General features: G+C 52.2%; 16 protein-coding genes, 1 tRNA gene and 1 pseudogene. 5 read left to right on the forward strand and 13 right to left on the reverse strand.

The annotated features are described in order from the left end of the window. Positions 1-56 precede the first annotated feature (56 nt). The 4 genes and pseudogenes from ftsH to KOR42_RS19890 form a co-directional block, all read right to left on the reverse strand. Entirely contained in the window at positions 57-2,177 is a 2,121-nt protein-coding gene (ftsH, locus tag KOR42_RS19875; protein WP_146511587.1) for an ATP-dependent zinc metalloprotease FtsH, read from the reverse strand. A gap of 1,949 nt (positions 2,178-4,126) precedes the next feature. Further along, positions 4,127-5,317, reverse strand: a pseudogene (locus KOR42_RS27910) (c-type cytochrome domain-containing protein); the annotation flags it as partial. A gap of 124 nt (positions 5,318-5,441) precedes the next feature. Beyond that, the gene (locus KOR42_RS19885) at positions 5,442-5,909 is read right to left on the reverse strand and encodes an RrF2 family transcriptional regulator (protein ID WP_146511589.1); all 468 of its coding nucleotides are present in this window, start codon (positions 5,907-5,909) and stop codon (positions 5,442-5,444) included. 161 nt (positions 5,910-6,070) lie between these two features. After that, entirely contained in the window at positions 6,071-6,763 is a 693-nt protein-coding gene (locus KOR42_RS19890; RefSeq protein ID WP_146511590.1) for a TrmH family RNA methyltransferase, read from the reverse strand. A gap of 71 nt (positions 6,764-6,834) precedes the next feature. On the opposite strand from KOR42_RS19890, the gene KOR42_RS19895 reads away from it, so the two are divergent. From KOR42_RS19895 to KOR42_RS19900, 3 genes are all read left to right on the forward strand, one after another. Continuing rightward, positions 6,835-6,908: transfer RNA gene (locus KOR42_RS19895), tRNA-His, on the forward strand. 255 nt (positions 6,909-7,163) lie between these two features. After that, on the forward strand, positions 7,164-7,334 hold the full coding sequence (locus KOR42_RS26880) for a hypothetical protein (RefSeq protein ID WP_197441376.1): 171 nt from the start codon (positions 7,164-7,166) through the stop codon (positions 7,332-7,334). A gap of 142 nt (positions 7,335-7,476) precedes the next feature. Further along, positions 7,477-7,848: an STAS domain-containing protein gene (locus tag KOR42_RS19900; protein WP_197441377.1), complete on the forward strand. Its 372-nt coding sequence runs from the start codon at positions 7,477-7,479 to the stop codon at positions 7,846-7,848. A gap of 26 nt (positions 7,849-7,874) precedes the next feature. Here the strand turns inward: KOR42_RS19900 and KOR42_RS19905 are convergent, their stop codons facing one another. The 8 genes from KOR42_RS19905 to KOR42_RS19940 all read right to left on the reverse strand — a co-directional run bounded on the left by KOR42_RS19905 (position 7,875) and on the right by KOR42_RS19940 (position 16,383). Further along, a complete protein-coding gene (locus KOR42_RS19905) occupies positions 7,875-8,228 on the reverse strand; it encodes a Rieske (2Fe-2S) protein (RefSeq protein ID WP_146511592.1) in 354 nt (117 codons plus the stop codon). A gap of 231 nt (positions 8,229-8,459) precedes the next feature. After that, positions 8,460-9,293, reverse strand: a complete 834-nt coding sequence (gene tsf, locus KOR42_RS19910; protein WP_146511593.1) for a translation elongation factor Ts — start codon at positions 9,291-9,293, stop codon at positions 8,460-8,462. A gap of 753 nt (positions 9,294-10,046) precedes the next feature. Next, the gene (locus tag KOR42_RS19915; RefSeq protein WP_231741021.1) at positions 10,047-11,732 is read right to left on the reverse strand and encodes a sigma-70 family RNA polymerase sigma factor; all 1,686 of its coding nucleotides are present in this window, start codon (positions 11,730-11,732) and stop codon (positions 10,047-10,049) included. Between the two features lie 1,025 nt (positions 11,733-12,757). After that, a complete protein-coding gene (locus tag KOR42_RS19920; protein WP_146511595.1) occupies positions 12,758-14,023 on the reverse strand; it encodes a PQQ-binding-like beta-propeller repeat protein in 1,266 nt (421 codons plus the stop codon). A 302-nt stretch (positions 14,024-14,325) separates the two neighbouring features. Beyond that, positions 14,326-14,649 (reverse strand): hypothetical protein, encoded by a 324-nt coding sequence (locus tag KOR42_RS19925; protein WP_146511596.1) that lies wholly within the window; start codon positions 14,647-14,649, stop codon positions 14,326-14,328. A gap of 410 nt (positions 14,650-15,059) precedes the next feature. Continuing rightward, complete coding sequence (rnpA, locus tag KOR42_RS19930) at positions 15,060-15,476, reverse strand: ribonuclease P protein component (protein ID WP_231741022.1); 417 nt, start codon at positions 15,474-15,476, stop codon at positions 15,060-15,062. A gap of 6 nt (positions 15,477-15,482) precedes the next feature. Beyond that, a complete protein-coding gene (locus KOR42_RS19935; protein ID WP_146511598.1) occupies positions 15,483-15,707 on the reverse strand; it encodes a hypothetical protein in 225 nt (74 codons plus the stop codon). 169 nt (positions 15,708-15,876) lie between these two features. Beyond that, positions 15,877-16,383 carry a hypothetical protein gene (locus KOR42_RS19940; protein WP_146511599.1) on the reverse strand — a complete coding sequence of 169 codons (507 nt, stop codon included), beginning with the start codon at positions 16,381-16,383 and terminating at the stop codon, positions 15,877-15,879. A 373-nt stretch (positions 16,384-16,756) separates the two neighbouring features. Here KOR42_RS19940 and KOR42_RS19945 point away from each other — a divergent pair, with 373 nt between their 5' ends. After that, positions 16,757-18,136, forward strand: coding sequence for a hypothetical protein (locus KOR42_RS19945; protein WP_146511600.1), 1,380 nt, complete (start codon positions 16,757-16,759; stop codon positions 18,134-18,136). Here KOR42_RS19945 and KOR42_RS26885 read toward each other — a convergent pair. Next, positions 18,125-18,274 carry a hypothetical protein gene (locus KOR42_RS26885; RefSeq protein ID WP_197441378.1) on the reverse strand — a complete coding sequence of 50 codons (150 nt, stop codon included), beginning with the start codon at positions 18,272-18,274 and terminating at the stop codon, positions 18,125-18,127. The two genes, KOR42_RS19945 and KOR42_RS26885, sit on opposite strands and share 12 nt — an antisense overlap. Positions 18,275-18,319: 45 nt before the next feature. Here KOR42_RS26885 and KOR42_RS19950 point away from each other — a divergent pair, with 45 nt between their 5' ends. Next, the gene (locus KOR42_RS19950) at positions 18,320-19,642 is read left to right on the forward strand and encodes an Nramp family divalent metal transporter (RefSeq protein WP_146511601.1); all 1,323 of its coding nucleotides are present in this window, start codon (positions 18,320-18,322) and stop codon (positions 19,640-19,642) included. Positions 19,643-19,805 lie beyond the last annotated feature (163 nt).

The raw sequence follows: 19,805 nt of genomic DNA on the forward strand, positions 1-19,805 counted from the left end.
TCGCGAACTAAACGGTGGTCGGAGAACGTGAGTTGGGGAACGTGAGTGAATGAGTGTTACTCGTCCGTTCCCTGCTTTCGGGCTTCAGGAGTTTCTTCACCGGGAGCGGGAGCTTCTCCGCTTCTTTTGGCAACTGATGTGCCGGGTTTCAGTTGCGGGCCGGTTTTGTAGCGATCGAGGATCGTTTTCAACTCGTCCGAATTCATGACTTCCTTCTTGAGAAGTTCTTGCGTCATTTCTTCGAGAACGTTTTTCTGGCTCCGGACGATCTCTCTCGCCGTTTCCATTGCTTCGTCGATGATCCGTCGAACTTCGAGATCAATCTCACGTAACGTTTGCTCGCTGTGAGCAAACTCAGCACTCGACTGCGACACGCCTTGCAGAAACGGAGAGCGTTTGGATTCCCGATAGTTGACGCGGCCCAGCTTGGGACTCATTCCAAACTCCATGACCATCCTGCGGGCCATTGACGTACTTTGTTCGAGGTCGTTTTGAGGACCGGACGAAGTTTCATCGAAGAACAACTCTTCAGCCGCGATCCCGCCGAGCGCGACGCAAATCCGATTCTCCAGTTCCGTCTGTGTGATGAGATGGCGATCGTCTTCCGGTCGCTGCAACATGTATCCCAATGCCCCGAACCCACGAGGAATGATTGAGATTTTGTGAACAGGATCGGTTTGTGGAAGTGATGAAGCTACGAGGGCATGACCGCATTCGTGATACGCGACGCGAAGCTTTTCGTCTTCCTGAATCAGCCTCGAGGATTTTTCGAGACCAGCCACGACGCGTTCAATTCCTTCCTCAAACTCCACCATCGAAACGGCAGACTTATTGGCTCGGGCTGCCAGCAAAGCAGCTTCGTTGACGAGATTGGCCAAATCCGCCCCGACAAATCCCGGAGTCAGTTTCGCGATGCGTTTCAGATCGACATCATCGTCCATCTTGATTTTCTGAGCATGCACCTGCAGGATTTTCTCACGACCTTTGTAGTCTGCCCGATCGACGAGAACATGTCGGTCGAATCGGCCGGGCCGCATGAGGGCGGGGTCGAGTGTTTCCGGACGGTTTGTTGCTCCCATGACGATCACACTTTGATCGGACGAGAAGCCATCCATTTCCACGAGCAGCGCGTTCAGTGTTTGCTCACGTTCGTCGTGTCCGCCCGGCATCCCACTTCCGCGAGTCTTACCGAGGGCATCAAGTTCGTCGATGAAAATAATACTCGGAGACTTCTGAACTGCTTGAGCAAACATATCTCGAACTCGGGCCGCTCCAACTCCCACGAACATCTCCACGAAGTCCGATCCGGAGAGACTGAAGAACGGAACGCCTGCCTCGCCAGCGACGGCTTTCGCAAGCAATGTCTTTCCGGTTCCCGGTGGCCCCACGAGAAGAACTCCTCGCGGAATTCGACCGCCGAGTGCCTGATACTTTCCGGGCGTTCGCAAGAATTCGACGACTTCTCTGAGCTCTTCAACCGCTTCATCGATCCCAGCGACATCGTCGAAGGTGACTTTCACGTCATCTTCAGCCATGAGACGACCACGGCTTCGACCGAAAGACATTGCCTGTCCCGGTCCGCCCATGCGTCGCAGAAAGACGATGAAAATTAACACGACCGCAGCCATCAGCATGATGGAGAAAACCGTCCCCCATTCAGTCTGCGGGGACGTTCCTGTGTAATCGATCCCCGCTTCTTCGAGCAGATCCGTCAGCTTGTCCAGATCCTGAGGCGAGATTCCTCCGACCGGAATCCGGAAGCGTTTCATCGCTTCGGCTGTTTCTTCAGTGTCAGATGAGTCTGCAACGGAGTTGCCATTGGAAGATGAGTCGACTTCAGAAGCATTGGACGCTTCGGTGGTCGAATTCTCAGGCTCCGCAGAAGCCGCTTCCTCGTCCGCAGACTTCGCTTTGGGCTGATCCTGAAACGTGATGTATTCCAACCCAAGACGCAGTTCATGGACGTTTTGGGAGTTGAATTCCCCCGATTTCAGACCTTGGACAAATTTCCCGAAGGTCAGCTCGTTAGCGTGACCATTTTCATTGACCCACGACCAAAGCAGAATCGCGACGATCAAGCCGATCAGCAGATACCAAAAAGTCGGACCAGAAGGCTTTTCACCTTTGGGCTTTTTATTTTGCTCGGACGATTCTTTTTCTGGTGGGAGCGAGGTCATCAGCTCAGCATCCTTGGGAAGTGGTTCGTTGCACGTCTCTGAATTAAACAGATCGCCGCGAAATTCAGTCAGATAGGGTCGTGATGAAAAATGCCATCCGGCGAATCTGCTACGGAGCAAAATCCGTTCGCTTTTTCGACGTTTTCAGCATTTCTGAAGTGCAGTTTCGCAACTCTAGACCGCACCAACAGATCGGTCAACACCTGAGCGACACTGGCAATGATTTTGCCACACCCGAAGTCCATTGTTTGATAAGTAATACGTCTAATCACTGTATCCTATTCCGCTCCCGCCTCGGCTTCGGGAGAATTTGGAAGAATTCTGAGGCGGACCGGCAATGTCGCGTGACCGCCAGCGTTGCCTGTTCGCAGATGAAACAACCGGGTCTGCGGTGGCACCCAATCATCGGCGGTGACGAAGAACTCTCGTTGAGTCTGATTCTCAGGAAGCAGGAGCCCGTTCAAACCGATATTATCAACGTACAGGCCGTGGGGAAGATTCCGCCCAGAGTCTTCGTTTCCAAAAGATACGAGTCCGTCATAGTCGTGCCGTTCCGCGTTCACCTCAAGCATGATGGTTTCGCCAGGACGAATTTCGAACTCGAGAATCCCGGAATCGCTGGTCGCCACGGGTTGGACTCCACCCGCTGCAGGCCCAATGACGAGATGCACCTTCGGGGCTGCTTCCACAGAAACGGTATCGAATTTCTCAAGGGGATGACGGACACGCTCTCCCCGAACATTCGCACTTGCGGTGAATTCAATTCGCGAAAGCTCTTCTTCCGTCAAACTCTCTGCCCCGGGATCGGCAATTAGAACTGCCTGAGCTTCAAGCTGTTCCCGTTCAATTGTGACGGGAAGCGAACTTCGAAATCTGGGAGGAAGCCCAGAAACGTCGACTGTGATTTCTCCGTCGAAGTTGTCGAGCCGATCGACTTTAAGTCGGAACTCTGCTGCTCCCCCTGAAGGAACGTTCAATTTCCGGTCAACGAGATGCGCTCGAAAGTCAGGAGTTCGGGAACGAGCGATCAACTTGTACTGAAAATTCTCGCCCGACATGCCTCGGACATCACGAATTCTCAAAACGTAGCGTCCGGTTTTCGGGGCAACGAAATAGAGACGAGAATCTTTCCCGAGCTGTCGCCTCGACTCGTCGTCGTTTTCGTAATGAACTGTAAAGACCGGAAGTCCATTCGGGATGATTTCACTCCCGGGTGGATAAGGACGGACGATATAACACGGTTCACCAAGAGCATGGGCCAGCGGGGTTGTATCGAAGTAGCCCCAGCGACTCCCACTCCCCGGATAAACATTGTAGCCGGAATCTGGTCCCCGAGGATAAAGCCAAAGCTTGACGACCTCCCCGTTCGCATACAGATATTCATTGAGCGTCATCTCATCCCAGTTGAAGACCCGGAAGTCATTCGACTGATCTGCCGTTTTTCCTCGGAACGTAAAGTAGCTGTCGCGGACTGCCTGCAGAAGCACGCGTTCAACAGGCCGTCCCGATTCATCTCGGATGTCGATGATCGAATCGAGCGGTGACTTCGACCGGGCTGCATCAACTTCGAAAACCCACTCTTCCCCCTCCTCTGCAGAAAATCGAAAGCAGTCTTCATCAGTTTCTTCATCCGAATGAATTACCCCTGTGATCGTGACGGGGAGTGAAACATCCTGTGCTGACTGAACCGACTGATTGGGCTCCACCTCAGCGACGGTTGAAGATGGCTGTTCTTCGCTGACCTTCGGTCGAATCTCAATCGCAACTTGTTCTTTGACTCGCGATCCACGCTTCGAGTTTTTTTTGATCGGATAGAAGTCGAGCGTTCCATCCATGCGGCCAACAACGAATTGATTTCCCTTCGGCGAGATCGACAGAGCCATCGCCACCTCAGGTTGGTTTTCGAAGACTTGTGTTTCTGTCAGCCCAGCTGTCTCCCAGACTTTGATCGATCGATCATCGGACACCGAGACCAGCGACTTGCCATCAGCAGTGTATTGCAATTGAACGATTGGTCCCTCGTGAGCGAATCGTGCAGAGACGATTGGATTGATTCGGGCTTCCGAACGCGAAAGGAACTTCCAGACACGAATCCGATTGTCCGCCCCGCCAGCGGCAATGTGATTTCCATCGGGAGAAAACGTGACGCAATACTGCTCTCGTAAAGGCTGACCAAGAGTATCCAGTCGGGCACCATCTCGAACTCGCCAGATCTTGCACGTTGCATCCGCACTCGCGCTCGCGAGCGTCGTTCCGTCAGGACTGAAGGCGATGTCATAGACAGCCCCGTTATGCCCCGACAATGTCCGCAGCGGCTCTCCGGTTTTGACATCCCAGAGAATGATGTCTTTGTCGTAGCTGCAAGTCGCGAGCAGAGTTCCATCGGGTGAAACTTCGGCGTCGTAGATCAAGTCGCGATGCCCTTGAACCTCGAGGATTTTCCTTCCGAGAGGCCATTCCCACAACGTCGCGACACCTCCCAGACCAGCCACTCCCGAAGCAGTGATCAGTTTCCCGCCGCCCAGACAGAAATGAACCGAGTTGACCTTTCCGTTCAGATCTGACAACTGGGCCACCGAATGCCAAACTTGCTTCTTCTTTCCAGTTTCTGCATCGCGAATCCGAAGCTGTCGCTGCATTTCGACGTTTCCGAATCTCGCGATGGCCAGAGCATCCCCGGTCATTGACCAATCAACAGCTGTGATCGGTTTCAATTCTGTCCGGGAAGGGACATGCGGTGTCTTCAACGTCATGCGGTCCGGTTCTTCTCCCTCTGGACCGTGGGCCCCTTCTTCCAGCCACTGACGAATTTTCTCAACTTCTTCAGGAGTGGGAGCAGGTTCATCTTCGGGAGGCATTTTCGGCTCATCCACTCCCGAGATCAGCCGAAACACAAGACTCGACTGAGGATCGCCTGCAAGAAACGCTGGTCGATCTTCAACTCCTTCGCTCATGGATCGAAACGACTCCGCCGAGAATTCGCCCTCTCGATCTGCATCGTTATGACATCCTGCACAATATTTTTGAAAGACTGGCGCGATCTCCGTCAAATAGTCCACTTCGGCCATCGATTGGCGTGGGAGAACAGAAACAGCCAACAAAGCGAACAAGATTGCCAAGTCGCAGAAACGATCACGCATCACGGAGTTGTCCTCAGAGTATGTGAGAGAGAGTCACTCCTGCTCATTTTAGAATCCCACTCCGCGTTTCGCACCAATCAGCGAGAAATAATATGAACTCGCTGCAGGAACCGGTCGCAATCTTTTACCCCTCTCCCTCTCCAGACGGAAGGGTATCGGAGCCCGGGAGCAATGAATCCACCAGTGGAATACTGGGGTTGGGATCAGCAAGAATCTCAGCAAGCGTCGTCTTACGGAATGCTTCTTCCATGACTTGAAACGCCTGATCCATTCGAGCGTGGAGCGGACAGAGATGCTCCCCGTGCGAAGGGAGATCAAGCGGACAGGTTTTGATTCGCCCAATCGGTTCAACCGCGTTGACAACATCGAGAATGGTCAGAGTCTCTGGAGAAACGGCGAGTGAAATTCCTCCTCCGACGCCTCGTTGAGAATTGAGGATTCCTTCGCCTCTGAGCCCTTGCATCACTTTCGAAAGATACGCCTGAGGAACTTTGGTTGCCTCCGCGATCTGCGCAGTGGTTTTTCCCTCCGGAGAGACAGACGCAAGATAAACGACAGCTCGCAAGGCATACTCAACAGTCTGCGACAGCATCAACTCATCTCCGCAGCGACATCAGCAGAAAAGCAGGTTACTTGACGATAGACCGAATGATCACTTTCGACAACACGCATAGGCAATCGCAATCGACAATCTCTCGAAACCGAGAGCCATAAAGTCAACAGATATTGATGCTTCCGAAACGGAAACGCCGTTCAATCGAGAGCACCCTGCTTCCAGGACGATCGAAACCGCTTTTCGATGGCAGCCACGTTGGGAATCGATTTTTTCGTCCAATCCAGCATCAGCTTCCGCTTTCTTTCCGAACAGATTTGCCACTCCTGCCGAGAGTTGCGGACCTTCGCGCCCAACTCCTGCATCGCCAGTGCAGCTGCCACAGAAACGTTGCAACTTTCAACAAAGCCATACATGGGGAGATACGCACGATACTCCGCCCGCTCAATAATCTCTTCTGGCAGCCCTGTTTTCTCTGTTCCGAAGGCAAGCACAAGATTCTCTTCAACGGGAAGCGATGCAACAGTTTGGCTCCCGGAAGATTCCGGAACCATCGCCACCAACCGAAACCCGTTCTGGTCAAGACTCGCGAGCGATCGCTCCATCGCCCCGGGCCCCGAATCGCGTTGAATCGTTAACCATCGATCGGAGCCTCGCGCGATGTCTCTGTTCGGAGAAAACTCCTTTTCCTGCTCCACGACATAGACATCCTGAACCCCGAACGCATCACAACTTCGCAGCACGGCACTCGCATTGTGACTCTGGTAAACATCAAACAACATCAATGCAAGTGACGCAATCCGCTGATCCAAAACCTCTGCAATCCGCTGTCTGCGATTGGGAGTCAGAAACTCATTCAAAAACTCCTGAAGAGCGACTTCGTATTCTGCCATGGGACTCTTGTTTCCAATCGAATTCTTGGATAACCTGCGTATCTCCAAACCAGTTATTGGTTGACCATGTGGTGGGCATAGCTCAGTTGGTTAGAGCGCCTGATTGTGGTTCAGGAGGTCGCGGGTTCAAATCCCGTTGCTCACCCTCTATTTTCTCCTGCAAGTTTTCTTAACCTGCATGGATTTCCCGGTCATTTCCCATCCGAACAGTCATTCTGCTCGGATGGTGTCGACCGCTTGAGAGTTCAATCGCTGCCTCTCGGACGCTACCTCTCGGATTGATCGCCTTGATCACAGTCTCCGAAATTCACCAAAACACACGTCGCTGATCAACAATTCGCGACTTGCGCGAAGCCCCGAACGGAATTCAGCAGCTGTTCGAATTCTCGCGGTGAGCCGAATGACTGGAAGCGAGGCGACGCTCAATCAAAGGTCAAGACTCATCGATGCGATTCGGTTTCCCAACGTCACTCTTCCCGATGTCACTAAAAAACAACGACTGCAAAACAGCGATGAAATCAGTCGCTGGCAGACAACACCACCGGAAGGGATCGGCGCAGTTTCCTCGTGAATTCTATTCCCACACTGCAATTCTCGGAAGCTATTGGAATGCCGAGACTTTGACAACCTGCTCCCGCTCATTACTATGCAATTGAGAACTCCCCTGTGAGTTCTGCGGTGCCAATCTCTTCAGCTCTGTCGGATTAATGACCATGTCCATCCCGGTGACTCATCGAGACGTTGAAGGAGTTCAGGTGCTCGTCATTGGAATTGACGATGTCAGCATTTCCGAAGATGCTCTTGAAGAAATCAGCCAGAAACTGCTGGACTACACAGTCAGCATTCCCCCGCAAGTCGTTGTCGATATGCAGCATATCGACTTCTTTGGGTCATCATTCATTGAAACCCTTTTCCGGATGTGGAATCGCATCAAATCCGCCGAGGGAGGACGTTTCGCATTGAGCGGACTCCGCCCGTATTGCCTGGAAGTGCTGCAGGTCACCAACCTGACCTCTGTCTGGCCGATTTATCCCGATGTCGATGCTGCGGTTGCATCATTCAAAGAGAGTCCGCCTCAGCAATAAGTCCGTCTTCGAACTTGCTCGCTGATTCACTCCGCCAGGTCGGTCACGTCCGAAGAAGATTCCGGAGCTGGGACACGGACGAGAATATCCGTCTCTTCCACTTTCACTTCGTAGCAGTCTGTCTTGATGTCGGATTTCGGATTATCCATCCACTTTCCGTCGGTGAGACGAAAACGCCACGCATGCCACGGGCAACTCACCTGACCATCTTCGACATAACCCGCTGAGAGCGATGCTCCCATGTGCGGACAGAGATCGTTGATCGCAAGATACTCTCCGCTGAGATTGAAGATCGCGACCATTTTGCCGTTCACCGGATAGGTCCGCCCTTCCCCATCTGGAATTTCCCCGGTCTTCGCGACTGCAACAAACTCGTCCATCAACTCTCTCCTTGCCGAACATTGTTCGAACGCAATCGCCTTCGCCAATCACCTGAGACGATTTCGGGGATTTTACGGCTCCGCCTGAATGGATGGTTTCCCGATCAGATTCAAGCTCGGCTCAAGCCCATGGTTAAAAAGAAAGAACGCCTGGTCAATTCTGAAAGAAACCAAGCGTTCTTTTTCGAAGTTTCAGAGCCTGAGCACGAGTGCTCTCGGCACATGGTTCGACTACGAACCGATTGCAATCAGAGTAAATCCTTTGGCTTTCAAACCGTTTTCGGCAAGGATTTGCCCGACGGATTTGCTGTCGTCTTTCGCGAAAGGCTGTTCAGTCAGAACGCCAGCTTCGTCGCGATAGAAGACCTTCATCCGACCATCAACGATTTTCTCGATGATGTTCTCAGGTTTTCCGGAAGCTTTCGCTTCTTCTGAGAGGCGATTTCGTTCAGCTTCGACAACGGCTGAATCGAGTTCTTCGACCAAAGTGACCGTTGGTCGCATCGCAGCGATGTGCATTGCGATGTCCCGCAACACAGACGGATCCTTGGGCTCGCCTTCTGCCTGAAACAGAACAGCGGTCTTTCCGTCGTGGTGAACGTAAACACCAACGGGACCTTCAACGCGTGCAATCTCACCGACGACGATCTTTTCGCGGATCTTATTGATCTGTGTTTCGTAAAGTTCCTTGAGAGTTCCGCCAGCAGGATTGTCCTGCTCAAGCAGAGCTTCTCCGGATTCAGCACCCGGCCCGTTCATCAACTGAGCGGCTGCTGCATTCCCGATTTCAGCCAACCCTTCGCTGCCAGCAACTGGGGCCGACTCACAGAGCATTGCAACGGCAACAGCTTGTGAACCGTCTTCGCTGACGAGAGTAAAGATTCGACCTTCGGCGGTTTCATTGTCCGCCCGCTTCACCATGACCTTTTCGAACTGCTCTCGGAGGATCGCGATTGCCTTATCTTCATCGCCTCCGGCCTCCACGAGAGCCTTTTTGCAATCCATCATTGGCAGGTCAGTTTTTTCCCGCAGTGCTTTCACTGCGGCAGCTGTGACTTCGGCCATCTCCGAAATCCTCCTCGATCCGTGGACATTCAATAGTGTGTATGCAACCCGTTCGGGTTTTCTACGAATTCAATCGATGGCAACGCGCCATCGTCAATTGATTCTTGTGGGAGCCCGTAACTCTCCCGCACGTTCATTTTTCCCGAGAAACTTTCACCGAGAAACTTTTCGCGTACTCTCAGGGAAAATCGCAATCATCCCGCCGAAAACCGACCGATGACTTTGAACTCCCTCTCCCTTACTCGATCGAAGACTCTGTCTCTACGATCTGTGCAGAGAATGAGCATGCGAGATTCCGGGGTAGCAAAATCGACTCCATTCTTCCGCCTTGCGAACCACGACCGATGTCGCACGATTCGTTCGGAAGAAGCTTCACTCCACAGACCCAGGGAAAACAGAGAGAAGACGCGGAATTCCCCGGGAGTCAACCAAGGGACTCCAAGGGAAGCCGGTATTGTTGCGAAACCGGGATTGAACCACAACAGTTTGTGACTCGATTCATTCCCAGCTCAGACAAATGTGCGTTGGATGAATTTCTCATCAAAAAACCCGCCGACAAAAATCGGCGGGTTTATGGTGTTCACACATTCAAATCCCGGTTGAGGCGGAAACTGGAAGCATGAACGAGCTTTGATCGCTTCGTTCAAATTTTCTCCCGATTTCCAATGACCGTTTCCAAACAGATCACCTGATCCAGGAGTGTTTGGAAAGCTCGGCAACGATCACCTTTCCCGGCATCGCTGAATCCGGCTTCTACACGGGAACAGACTCTTCCGATTCGACTGCAGGCAGTTCGTCACCTTCGCCGTTGTAGAGAGATTCAACGAATCCACGCAGATGCTCTGCACGGGTTTGATGTTGCAGCTTTCGCAATGCTTTCGATTCAATCTGACGAATTCGCTCACGCGTCACTTTGAAGATTCGTCCGGTTTCTTCGAGTGTGTAGCTGTAACCGTCGCCGAGACCGTAGCGAAGCTTGATAATTTCCCGCTCACGATAGGTCAGACTTTTCAACACATGGTTGATTTTGTCTCGCAGCATCTGGTGCATCGCCGAATCGGCAGGAGTGTTTTCACTTCCGTCCTGAAGGAAATCACCGTAGCTGGAGTCTTCGCTTTCCCCAACAGGAGTATCGAGACTGATCGGATGCTTCCAGGTCTTCATGATCCGTTCCGTTTCTTCAACGGAAAGACCAACAGCTTCTGCAAGTTCTTCAGTGGTCGGTTCGCGACCGGTTTCCTGACGAATCTGTTCACTCTTCGCTTTCAGAGTCGAAATGCTCTGGAACATGTGAACAGGAATTCGAATCGTCCGAGCGTGATCGGCCACCGCACGAGTGATCGCCTGTCGAATCCACCAAGTCGCGTAAGTTGAGAACTTGTAACCGCGGCGGTATTCGTACTTTTCAACACCACGCATCAACCCGGCATTTCCTTCCTGAATCAAATCCAGGAAGCTCAAACCACGGTTTCTGTATTTTTTGGCGATGGAGACAACCAGACGAAGGTTTCCACCGGAGAGTTGTTGCTTCGCATGTGTCCAGGCATCGAAACGATGCTTGATCTTTCCGAGCCGGGCTTTGAATTCGGCAGGAGTTTCGCGAGTCATTTCGACAAACTCGGCGAGTTCCCGCTGCATCATTTCGACTTCGCTCGCAGCAGACGGCCGACGACGCAGCATCTTGATGTCGCGAACGAGTTCGTTCATCCGGTCACCAATCTGCTGCATTCGCTTGTAAACGGGTTGCAGCCGATGAGTTCGCACTGAGAGTTCTTCAGCCAGCGAACACATCTTTCTGCGGCGGATCATCATCCGCTCACGTGCTTCGGCAATTTCCTCGGTGGAAGTTCCCTCGGCTCGCATCAACTCGAAATCAGCTTCGTTCTCGGCCAGAAGCTGCTTGAGAGTCGGCAGATTGATCGGCATACGCCCAAGAATCTGTTCTTTCTTCGTGTTTTCAGTGTCTGAGGTTCGAAGTGTTCGCTCGAATGGAAGCTCGCCCGAATGAACCTGATCAAGAATTTCGAGGGCAGTGTTCAGCGCGAAATCCGATTCCATCAACGTTCGACGATATCGTTTTCGAGTGATTTCAATCTGCTTGGCCAGAAAGATCTCGTCCTCACGCGTCAGCAGAGGAATGTTCCCCATCTGGCTGAGATACATGCGGATCGGGTCACGAGAAGACATTGGCGTCTCAGGCTCAATCAGCCCACGAGCCACCGCCATCTCGGTCACTTCCGGTTCGGTGGTCTGCTGTTGCTCCATCCGTGTTTTTTCAGCGACCGTGCGAGGCGCATCGGGATCGTTGATCAGCGGGAGATCCAATTCCTCGAGCGCCTGGATGATGCGATCCATCATCACAGGGTCGCCACCCTCATCGGGGAGGAATTCATCAACCGCCTGGTATGTCAAAAATCCTCGCGCTTGAGCGCGGTCCATCAACGATTTCAATCCAGAATCTAGCCGATGCACAGTTCACTCCAATCCAACATGCAATTTCAAGTAAACAACAGCTGCTGCCATGACCATGATGAGTTTGCGAAATCTTCACATCACTCATAGAACTCAATACCGCAGCAACAGAATTTCTTTTTAAGAGAAAATGACTCACGGTTGCTAACTGATCCACCATCCAGTGAAACAGACAGAACACAAGTCAGAAAATCAGACTTTCCGGATGATTCTGAAAGCAATCGGCTTTGAGTGCCTGATTGCCACCCCTTGGTCTCACCAAATCTGCGGTTTGCAGAAACAGAAAACCAACAAGGTCTTCATGGGGAAGGATCTGCATTTCCAGAACAACCTGCTTTTGGTCATCAGGTGTGCCGTCACCCCAAAACCATTTCAGTGGACAACCCTCTCCAACCGGGTTGATTCCAAGCTTACCACGTTTTAACTCACACGATTCGGCGAATCTGCCAATGAATGACAATCAACCTGAACGTGGTGGAGACCCGTAGCACATGGGAGGTCTGAGTAAACAAAGAGGAGGGCAGAACCGTTGCAATCGACAGTCCAAACGATCGGGGGTCTTCAGCATCCTTACTCGCTCCCATTTGGGGGCCGTCGTCGAATCCTGAGGACCACAAATTTCCGTAACATCTTGTCAACAAATAAGTGTGTTCGATTCGACCAGCGACTCTCAGTTGTCAATTTTGTCCTCAACTGAGGTGCCATCGTAACACACCCTTCCCCCTCGTCCACGTAAAATTTTGGGGAACAAACGATTTCTTCAAAATTCATTAAAGTCAGATTCCCCACCTATTCTTACGCGTCAAATCTCTTTTGGTCAACTTGATTTCCGTCAAAACTTCAGTGGTCATTTTTGGAGGAACCAAGGGCGATTTGGCATTCAAAACCGGAGCGTCTGCCATCAAAATGCAACTATCGTGAATTCGCTCACCGACATGTAACAATTTCGAAGAATTCGTAAGGTCTCAGCGACAGAACGTCGCGATTGCGACTTATAAACCGGGTGCAACGCTGTAACACTTCAAGGTTGATTGATCCCTTAGGTACATTCTCCCGTTTGAGAGTGCCGGAAGTGCCCTCATCGTCGATCGAAACAACCTCGCTCGGGACAACACTTTCATGCGTGTCTCCTCCATTCTGCCCAGCAGCACTTCCCCGGAAACGAGACAGGCTAGAAACTTCCCATCGGCGTGAATCAGCGTCCCGTAACCGAAATTCGGCTCAGACCAGAGCAGCTTTCCCGTTTTCAGGTCCAGGCACTTCAAATCGGCCGGAGGAATATCGTCTCGGCCGTCAATGACGTAAATCTTGTCGTCAACGACAATCGGAGTGCAGTACTGCGACGCCATCGTCCGTTCCGTTTCCCAAACCTCTTTGGAGCCGAAGAAGTCGAACTTGACGTACCTTGAACCGACTCCGTAGCTGGACGTCACGAGGACGTGATCTCCCAAAACAACAGGGCTCGCTCCATTGACCGTTGGCCCGCGTTGGCCGAAGGGGAACTGAAATCGCAGGTACCCATTCTCGGGATCCATCAGCATGCACTTGTATCGCGTGATGATCATGATGTGCGGCATTCCTGCTACGGAACACTCAACCGGAGCGGAGTAGCTGGCGGGCTCTTCGGTCCTGCTCCACAGAACTTCTCCTGATTCCAGCGAAAAGGCCACGACACCAGCCTTCTTTTTCGATCCGCCGACATTCACGATCACACGCTCCCCAATGACCAGAGGTGTGCTCCCAAATCCGAAGTAACCTTCCCGCGCTCCGAATTCTGACCGAGTGTCGACTTGCCAGAGTTGTTCTCCTGACTCACGATCTATACACGTCAAAACTCCCTGTGCTCCAAACGCAACAATGCGATTTCCCGCGATGACAGGAACACAAAGCGGACCATCGCCCCCTCCAACTTGCGGGTAAAAATCCGTGGACCACTTCACGTTCCACTTCGATTCCCCTGTTTCGGCAGAGAGCACTTCGACAACTTCGTTTCTTTTGACTCGATGAAACAAAACGACGTCGTCGCCTTCCACAGCCACGCCGGCATAACCGCTCCCAACGTCTTTCTCCCAAATCACCGGGGGGCCACCGGACGGCCACTTGTCGGCCAGTTTTTCATCAGCGGAAGCGATCCCGTTGCGGTTCGGACCGAGAATCTGCGGCCAGTCCCCCGCTGTCGCTGAGGTGCCAAACCCCAGAATCGACAAAACGATTCCCCAACGCAGCCTGTCAAAACGCAGCATGTCAAATTGCACCATTCCATCCCTCCTGATCTGTTCGCTTCATCCAACGCCGATGACGTTCAGCAGCCATTATCCAGAAACGGTTTTTCCGAGACTCGTCTGATTCAAACTGGATGGTACACAGGCGGAATTCACATCTCCAAGCCGAATGCGATTGTGCTCAGATCCTGAGTGACGAAGCAGACAAGAATGTCATCGCTTCAGTCTTCAACACATTGATCGAGCGAAGAAGCCGAGACTCGCGAACAATGGACCGGGCCAACACATTGCAAGTCGACTCGTCTCTGCGGAGAAAGCAGAAAGCATGCGGGACAGCACTAAGCCCTTCGAGGCAACGCGATCGCGTACATCATCGTAACGGCCCCGACTCCGACAAACGTGAACGCCATCCACTCGGGAGGATGAAACGTTCGAAGCCCGCTGTCGGCGACGCGCGTCAGCAATTCCACCACTGGAGCGGGTGTCTCAGAGATCTTGGCATTAAACACCACTTCTTCGACAACACAAAGCACGACGCCAGAGAGCAGCAAGTAGAGTCCAACAGTGAGAAATGCAGATCGGATCATTGCAACGTACACATCCAAAGCATCATCGAATAAGTCTCGCGCGAACTCGCCCGGGCAAACTGATGTCGCCCCCATGTGCAATCGGCGGACAAGACTCCAGGAAGCCGAATGGCAGATTTCCTGAAAACACTCGATTCTGCACGCAAATCAACCTGCAGCAAGATGTTTCTCAACCGAATAGGGACTCCCCTTAGAAAGACTTCTGTCTCAGGTCAGTCAACTCCTCTTGTCGGTCGACTCGACTCAAGCTGTCGACTTTCTCAGCAGTCACTAATTATCAAACCCGGAACATTCACGCGCCTATACAAACACATTCAGTTTGGCTCGCCGAGAGAATATGCCTGTCGGCTTTCTCGATATGGTCCAATCCGGAGAAGTTGCGAGATTTTGCCCATCCACTCCAAAAGCCGAAGCGGTCAACATCGCTCCCAGCCGATTGTTTGAGTCTGAACTGACCGATTGACCGCTACAGTCCATCGGAGTTCTCAATCCGAAGCGATCCGTCGAGTCAATTTGCGGCTGAGAGAAACAAGTGCCTTCTGATAATCGAGCACTGTAGAATTCGAACCCGGTCGCGGAATGAGGATCATGTCGATTCCCTCCGGAATGTCGTGTTGCGCCAACCGAAACGCTTCCTTAAGAAGTCGTCGAATCCGATGCCGGATAACGGAATTGCCGTTCTTACGCGAAACACTGAGCCCAATTCTCGTTGTTTGCGTTGGGCTTCGATCAGCAAAGATCAAGAGATGCTCGTTCCCCGCCCGGAGTTTGCGTGCGTAGACCCGCTCGAAGTCGCGCCCGCTTCTCAGTCGCTGCGCCCGAGTGAACCGCTGGCTCTCGCCGGTCGAGTTCTCTGTCGACGAGTTTGCCGATTTCGTCTTCATGGAAGAGTGATCCAACATCAATTCCTATTCCTCACACGATCGCACTGCCGCGCCCATGACGGACGAGATTTCATTGATCGCGGGAAGCAAGTTGGCGACTTCGTCGAGAAGAGGAACGATCACCTCCTCTTCAATCTCCGCCGCCTGTTTGTCTTTCCAGACTTCGCGAACCGACTGCCAGGCAAGCGAAAGTTTTTCGGTCGCATCTTTCAGCTGCCCAGCCCCCGATTGAATATTCCCCGGTCTCATCGTACTCCTCCGTTTTCTATCTGTTCTTATCTGCGACGACTATGTTGATTCGACGACTTCGCCCAATCATGAACGACTTTCACTGCGTGACCGTTTCTCGACGCAATTTTTGATTGAATGAGTCCATTCCAAAGTCGCTCTGCCAGCGTTTCCATCAACAGGACTCACTTCACTTTGACTGGTCTGTCTTGGGAGGCGGTGCGTCCATCTCGGCATACGATTCCAGAATCGAAGCCAGCCTGTCGAGTCGAGCCACTGCTTTCGGAAGCTCGGATTCAAGCATCATCTGCAGCCTCGCAAAACGACCTCTGAACTCATCGGTTTCGTGTTGAAGCTTATTCGCCCAGCGTTTGACATGCTCGATTTGTTCCTGGCAATTGCGAACCCTTCGCTGCGCGGCATTGTAGGCTTCCTTCTCTTCCAGACACGATGGACGATGGCCTGCAACCGTTCTCATCCGACAAGTTTCGTAAGCTGTTCTCGTCTGGCTGACCAAATCGAACGCGCGGCGAGTTTGAATCGTCCAGTATTGCGGTCGATCATGCTCAATCCATTCGCGCGACTTCTGCAACTCCATTCCCATCGACTGAAGCGCTGACGAAGCGTCTTCGATGAACTGAATCAAGGACGCCCGAAACGCCCTCAGTGCTTCAATACTTTTGAGATTTGCAGACATAAATTTTCCAACTCCCGATCTCAATCGATGATCACTGATATGGAAAGTCTTTGATCAACGACTGAATCACGTTGTTCCAATGATGCAGAGAGGGGATCTGACATCAATCATACGAGATCCGTCCCAAACGTCACCTGCCGGGGAAATTTCGACACGTGATCGCGACCACGGAAACTCAGAGGAATGATTCCGAAACGCAGACACTTTCCGCGTTTCCACTGCTAAAAGTGAATTCTTCATCGAACCATTGACTCGAGTTGAACGGGATTCGCTAAGTCCACCTTTGGAATCGCCTCCGAAAACCGCTAATCTTAACGCTTGCTGTGTTCCATCGCTGATCAATGTCATTTCACATGATTCGAGGAGACGGACGATGAGAGCGTTTCTAACCGCCGCACGATATGCTTGCTTCGTCGTGCTTCTCTGCGAGACATCCGTTCTCGCAAACGATTCTGATCCCAAGAAGGCAGAGGATGTCTTCAATCAACGGATCATGCCCATCTTTCGTTCGCCGGAACCGTCAAGCTGCATCCAATGCCATCTCTCTTCCGTTGATTTGAAAGAATACATTCTCCCATCACACGAAGAGACATTCCTTTCCCTCCGTGATCAGGGTTTGATTGATGTCGAGACTCCGACCGATTCAAAAATCCTGAAACTAATCCAGTTGGGAGAAACCGATCTCGACGAGGGCGCCAAACTCATTCACGAAAAGCTTCGCCAGCAAGAATTCGAAGCATTCGCGAATTGGATCGAAGCGTCCTGTGCTGACACTGAGTTGGTGAATCGATCTCCGCTCTCACCCAGTCAACTTGCTCGACCGGCGAAGCCTGACGAAGTCATTCGACACACTCGACGCAGCAGCCTCGCCGAGTCCTTCGCAAAGACCGTCTGGACTCATCGCATGCGTTGCTTCCCGTGTCACACACCTTTTGAAATTGACGAATCCAATCCGCGCCATCAGGCTGTCATCAAGAAGCAGAGGGAATTCGCGGAGAAGCATCCGGAACTTGTCGATCGACTCGATCTCTTTCAACGGACTCCCGAACAAACGATCGACGAACTCGTTCGCCGAAGCCGTCAGACTGAGCCGGGAGATTACCCCATGCTCAACCTTGAGGCTCCCACGAAGAGTTTGCTCGTCCTCAAACCGATGTCGAAACTCCCTGCAAAGATCGGCGAAAACGAACTCGGCCCGCCTTCTTCGTCTGATCCAGTCAGCCATTATGGAGGCTTAAAACTTCATCCCAACGACCAAACTTACAAAGCCATCATCAAGTGGATTGATGACTATGCACAAGCTGTCCACGGCGACTACAAAATTGTTTCCGACCTTCCTCAAGATCTGTGGATCGGGACTCAACAGGTTGTGCGACTCACAAACATCCCTGAGTCATGGCCCGTCGGAGAGACCGTTCAGATCTTCATTCACACCTGGGACGAAGAGCACCAAATGGCAAGTGATGAGCCAGTCGCCTTCACGCAAGGGACAGTGACTCCGCGACATTTGGTGAATGGAACCCTCTTGGTGATCGCCCCCCGAGAATCGGCGTCAGAAACAACCGCCCCAAATCCTTTCACTCCCGGACGATTTGTGGTCAAGGTCTATCGAGATCAGCAAGGGAAGATTCACGACGAACCGACTCTTCTCCTTGACGAAACAGACTTGGTCGGAACAACAGAATTAGATCAGCCCAAGTGGCGTGAAGGATTCCGATTCGCAGAACAGATTGACGCCTCCCTACTGAAATAGATTTCCCTCCTGTTCAACGACGTCACCGGTCAGAATCGATCGATGCTCCAATCCATCGATCGGCTCTCCCGGCCATTGAGAGATTCCATCCTGACTCCTCATCCCCTCGAGAAACAAAACAGCAACTGAATCACTCACCTGCTTCGCCTCGCACGCCCGCGCACTTCCATTGAACCGAGACTTATGAATTCTACCCCTTCGTCAAATCCATGGTACTACCGCATTGGCCCGGGACTGATCACAGCATGTGTTGTCATTGGCCCAGGCAGTATTACGACCAGTTCTTCGGTCGGTGCCAACAACGGCTATTCAATGCTTTGGATCGTCGTCGTTTCCGTCGCGTTCATGATGTTATACATGACGCTGGGAGCGAAACTCGGAGTTGTCGCTGATCGTTCCGCAGGCGATTTAATTCGTAAGCACGCAGGGTCATGGCTGGCAATTCTGGTCGGCTGCTGCGTCTTCTTCATCGCGACAGCTTATCAGTCAGGAAACAACTTCGGAGTCGCTTCTGCCTTCGAAGCATTCTCGGATTCCAAAGAAGTCATCGTCGGGTTAATTGTCGCATTTAATGCCATCGCATTAATGTTTTTGTTCGCGTTTAAAGACCTTTATCGCATGCTCGAACGGTTGATGATGGGTTTCGTCGGGCTGATGCTCGTCAGCTTTGCGATCAACTTAGTTCGACTTGGTCCCGATCTCGGAGAGATGGCGGAAGGTTTCATTCCATCAGTCGGGATGATCGAACTCGACCTCCTCGGATTGCTGGGAACCACTTTCGTCACGACAGCAGCGTTTTATCAGGTGTATCTCGTTCGACAGAAAGGCTGGGGCGAATCGGAACTTCAAAACGGTCTGATGGACGCGCGAATCGGCTCTGTGATTATGGGCGTTCTGACAATCATGCTGATGTCGACAGCAGCAGCGGGATTATATACCGGAGAGCCCGTCGTCTTAAAATCTCCCGTTGATATCGCACAGGCTCTCGAAGCAACATTCGGTACGAATGGGAAAGTCATCTTCTGTTTCGGGGTTTTCTCAGCTGCCTATTCTTCGTTTCTCGTCAATTCAATGATCGGGGGATTCATTCTTTCGGATGGCCTTGGCCTCGGAGCAAGTCCCGATGAAAAATGGCCGCGACTCTTTACAGCTGCCGCACTGTTAACCGGAATGGGATTCGGAATTGCGGCGATCCTGTTCGGCTTCGACCTGACTCCATCACTCATCATGGCTCAGGCCGTCACAGTGATTGGTGCCCCGCTCATTGCAGCCATCCTGTTCTGGTTGACGTCTCGCAAAGACATCATGGGAAAACACGTCAACGGCCCCATGACCAATTTGGGCGCGGCACTGGGACTCCTTCTTCTGCTCGGAATCGCCGGATACACAGCTTTCGTCAAGATTCCCGATCGATATCGAAGCTACGTGGCTTCTGCTTCACAGAACACCGCCGAAGAATCCGCCTCGAGTGCCGAAGCTGAAGCAATCAACGACGACGACGAATGAGCCGCTTCTGCAGTCGATCACAGCGAATGACTAAGAGCCTATCCGGAATCCTCTTCATGCTGTAAGTCGGTATTTGAACGGAGCTTGGTTGGGTGAAGGAGCTAAGCGGCGGAGCATGCGACCAATGGAAGCCACATAGATCATGGCTTCGCTCGATTTGGTG

The sequence above is a fragment of the Thalassoglobus neptunius genome, from assembly GCF_007859735.1.
Lineage (GTDB): Bacteria > Planctomycetota > Planctomycetia > Planctomycetales > Planctomycetaceae > Thalassoglobus > Thalassoglobus neptunius.